The sequence below is a fragment of the uncultured Veillonella sp. genome (genome assembly GCF_934190855.1).
Taxonomy (GTDB): Bacteria; Bacillota; Negativicutes; order Veillonellales; family Veillonellaceae; genus Veillonella.
Genome location: NZ_CAKPTN010000147.1, coordinates 1 through 4050 on the forward strand (window position 1 = coordinate 1; position 4050 = coordinate 4050).

Sequence of the window (4050 nt, forward strand, 5' to 3'; positions counted from 1 at the left end):
ATTCGATTTTGAGTGATTATTATATGATGAATTGTAAAATATATTTCCATATAAAAAAGCGACCCCAAATGGGGTCGCTTTCAGTAAGCTTATGCTTATCAAGAAATTACTAAAGTAATCTCTTATTTCAACCAGCTCATCAAGTTACGAAGTTCTGCACCAACTGGTTCGATTGGATGAACAGCAGCTGCTTCGCGATGTTCTTTAAGGAATTTTTGACCATTTTTGGAGTCAGCCAAGAATTCATCAGCAAATTTACCGGATTGGATATCAGCCAAGATTTGTTCCATCGCTTTTTTAGTATCTGCAGTGATTACGCGAGGACCTGCATGGTAGTCACCGTATTCAGCAGTGTTAGAGATGGAGTGGCGCATTTTTTGGAAGCCACCTTCGTAGATAAGGTCTACGATCAATTTCATTTCATGTAAGCACTCGAAGTAAGCGTTTACAGGTTCATAACCAGCTTCAGTTAATACTTCGAAACCAGTTTTGATCAATTCAGTAACGCCGCCGCACAATACAGCTTGTTCACCGAAGAGGTCAGTTTCAGTTTCGGATTTGAAGTTAGTTTCTAAGATACCGGAACGGCCACCGCCTACACCGGAAGCCCATGCTAATGCAACTTCTTCAGTATCACCAGATGGGTCTTTTTCTACAGCGTACAAGCAAGGAACGCCGGAGCCTTCTTGGTATGTACGACGAACTAAATGACCAGGGCCTTTAGGAGCTACCATGAATACGTTTACGTCTTCACGAGGAACGATTTTGCCGAAGTGAATGTTGAAACCGTGAGCGAATGCTAAGTATGCGCCTTGTTTCAAGTTTGGCTCAATATCCTTTGCGTAAACATCAGCTTGTAATTCGTCTGGAATCAATACCATAACGATGTCAGCACCTTTAACTGCTTCTGCAGTTTCTTTTACTGTAAGGCCTGCTTCTTCAGCAGCTTTCCAGCTAGAAGAACCAGCACGAAGGCCGATTGTTACATCCATACCGTTCTCTTTCAAGTTCAATGCATGCGCATGACCTTGGGAACCGTAACCTAAAACTGTAATTTTTTTGCCTTCCAATTTGCCTAAATTACAATCTGCATCATAATAAACTGTAGTACCTAAAATTTTACCTGCCATATTAGACAACCTCCAAACATATTCAATAGAATATAGACTAATATATACTGTACACAATCTCACAGATTTTTGCAAGATGTGGCGTACATTAATTTAGTATCAGTAAGCTTGTTTTCAAGCTACTGATAAAGAAATTTGATAACTACCGTACAATCACCCACGGGCGATCATCCTTCCATACAACTTGTACGGGAATACCAAACACATCAGACAGATTTTCATCTGTTAATACAGCGTGTTTTGGTCCCGCATGTATCATCTTACCCTCTCGCAAGATGGCCACATGTGTAATCGCTGGTAGTATCTCTTCAATTTGATGTGACACATAGATAATCGGTGTCTGTTGCTCCGCCACCAAGTTAGCTACTGTACGCAAGAATTGTTCTCGCGCCGGTAAGTCTAAACCAGAGCAAGGCTCATCCAAAATCAGTAAATCTGGATTTGCCATGATGGACCGTGCCAATAATACACGTCGCTGTTCCCCAGCAGACAATGTATGGAAACGATGACCTTCTAAGTGGCTTAACCCAAACTCAGCTAATAGTTGCATACCTCGGTCACGCACCTCTGGTGAAACCTCTTGGTATATACCAATACTACTGAAAGCACCAGAAATGATGACATCCTCTACAACTTGCTTATCCAAGGTAGACTGAAACTGTCCCAGAGCAGAGCTGACAAAGCCTAATCTCGCTTTGATTTTAGGCCATGCATATTTCCCAAATTCATGACCGAAGACACGCAATGTACCGGTCGTAGGAATTTGGTAGGCTGGTATCATGCTAAGAAGCGTCGATTTGCCAGCCCCATTGAGCCCTAATAATGCCCAATGTTCACCTTCCTCTATATGCCAATTTACATTATCTAGGATATGTCTGCCATCGCGACGAAAGCAGACATTTTCATAATGGAGTAATTCATTCCCCACTCTATCATCTCCTACATTTTTTCTCCACGGCTCATCGCAGTAATACCTGTTTTAGCAATTTCAAGAATACCATAGGTTTCCATAATTTGGATGAAACCGCGCAACTTTTCAACACTACCGATGACTTCAATAATCATGGACGTAGGAGAAATATCGAGTACATTGCCACGATATACATCGGCAATTTGTACAATTTGAGAACGTGTTGTAGCCGTCGCTTTTACCTTGATAAGCATTAATTCACGACATACTACATCATGATCTTCAAATACTTTGACCTTTACAACGTCAATAAGCTTGTAAATTTGCTTTTGAACTTGATCTAAGATGCGATCATCCGCCTCAACAGTGAGGGTAATGCGCGCATAACCTGGCTTATTAGTAATGCCAGAGGTCATTTTTGTAACGTTAAAACCACGACGGTTAAAGAGTGCTAAAATACGTGTACCAATACCTGGTGTATTTTTTGCAATTACTAAGACTTGATGCTCTTTAGCCATTATAGCACCCCTTTCTTGCCCATCATGCCGCTTACTGTGCCGCCTGCTGGAATCATTGGCAATACATTGTCTTCACGTTCAACGCGACAATCCAAGACGATGCTTTCATCAGACGTAATGTAAGATTTGAATTCTTTATTGAAAGTTTCAACATTATCGAGACGAGCCGCTTTCAAATTAAAGGCATCAGCCAATTTCAAGAAGTCTGGGCTCATTTCCAAATCTACATAGGAGTAGCGACGGTCGTTAAAGATTTGTTGCCATTGGCGAACCATGCCTAGGTAACCATTGTTGATGATTACAATTTTGATTGGCAAGTTGTATTGACGAACCATCATGAGTTCTTCGCAAGTCATTTGGAAGCCCCCATCACCTACAACAAGAACTACTTGTTTCTTAGGAGCCCCTACTTGCGCACCAATAGCCGCCGGCAAGCCATAACCCATTGTACCTGCACCACCAGATGTAACGATGGTATGAGGTTTTTTATGAGTTAAGAATTGAGCAGCCCACATTTGATGCTGACCTACGTCAGAAACAATGATTGCATCATCTTTCACAAGTTTATTAAGCTCAGATAATACATATTGTGGATGTAATTCACCATCAGTAGATTCTGGAACAGCGATAGGATATTCCTCTTGCCACTGGCGAATTTGCTCAAGCCAAGCTTCATGTTTTGCGGGCTCCACAAGTGCGTTAAGTTCTGTTAATACTCGTTTCAAATCACCTACGATTGGCACGTCGATAGTAACATTCTTGTCAATTTCAGCTGGGTCGATATCGATGTGAATAATCTTAGCTTTTTTACAGAAGAAATCAGGATGACCTGTAATGCGGTCGTGGAAGCGAATACCTGCTGCGATAACAAGGTCTGCTTCATCTGTACTATTATTAGCTGCCACAGAACCGTGCATACCAACCATACCTAGGGCCAATTCGTGGTCTCCAGGGAAGCCACCAAGGCCTACTAAAGTATTCGTTACAGGAATGTGAGCTGTTTCAGCCAACGCTTTCAGCTCATCCATCGCACCAGATTTCAATACGCCAGCACCAGCAATGATGAGCGGACGCTTTGCATTTTTAATGAGCGTAGCCGCCTTCTTAATTTGGCCTTGATGACCTTTATAGGTTGGATCATAGCCTTCAAGTTGAATCGGAACTTCATATAATTTATTGTATTCCGTCATGGATATTTTTTCTGTTTGAATATCCTTTGGAATATCGATAAGTACTGGACCGGGACGGCCTGTACCAGCAATAAAGTACGCTTCTTTAATAATGCGAGGCAAATCATGAATATCTTGTACGAGATAATTATGCTTTGTAATCGGCATCGTAATACCTTGGATATCCGCCTCTTGGAAGGAGTCTTTACCGATAAAAGGACGACCTACCTGACCGGTAATGGCTACCATTGGTACGGAATCCATGTACGCAGTCATAATACCTGTTACAAGGTTTGTCGCACCCGGACCCGATGTTGCAAGGC

Annotated in this window: 4 protein-coding genes; all 4 read right to left on the reverse strand. The window is 42.0% G+C overall.

Going from position 1 to position 4050, the window contains the following annotated elements; translation table 11 throughout:
* Nucleotides 1-122 precede the first annotated feature (122 nt).
* Entirely contained in the window at nt 123-1130 is a 1008-nt protein-coding gene (gene ilvC, locus Q0F90_RS07785) for a ketol-acid reductoisomerase (RefSeq protein ID WP_296004501.1), read from the reverse strand.
* 142 nt (nt 1131-1272) lie between these two features.
* Complete coding sequence (locus Q0F90_RS07790) at nt 1273-2058, reverse strand: ABC transporter ATP-binding protein (protein WP_296004502.1); 786 nt, start codon at nt 2056-2058, stop codon at nt 1273-1275.
* Nucleotides 2059-2069: 11 nt separating this feature from the next.
* A complete protein-coding gene (gene ilvN, locus Q0F90_RS07795) occupies nt 2070-2558 on the reverse strand; it encodes an acetolactate synthase small subunit (protein WP_009351165.1) in 489 nt (162 codons plus the stop codon).
* A partial coding sequence (gene ilvB / locus Q0F90_RS07800; protein ID WP_296004505.1) for a biosynthetic-type acetolactate synthase large subunit occupies nt 2558-4050 on the reverse strand: 1493 nt, incomplete at its 5' end. The genes ilvB and ilvN, both read right to left, overlap by 1 nt.

What these genes read in the sequence shown, in the direction of transcription:
- ilvN (WP_009351165.1), bottom strand. Translation starts at nt 2,558, where the DNA reads ATGGCTAAAGAGCATCAAGTCTTAGTAATTGCAAAAAATACACCAGGT.
- ilvC (WP_296004501.1), bottom strand. Translation starts at nt 1,130, where the DNA reads ATGGCAGGTAAAATTTTAGGTACTACAGTTTATTATGATGCAGATTGT.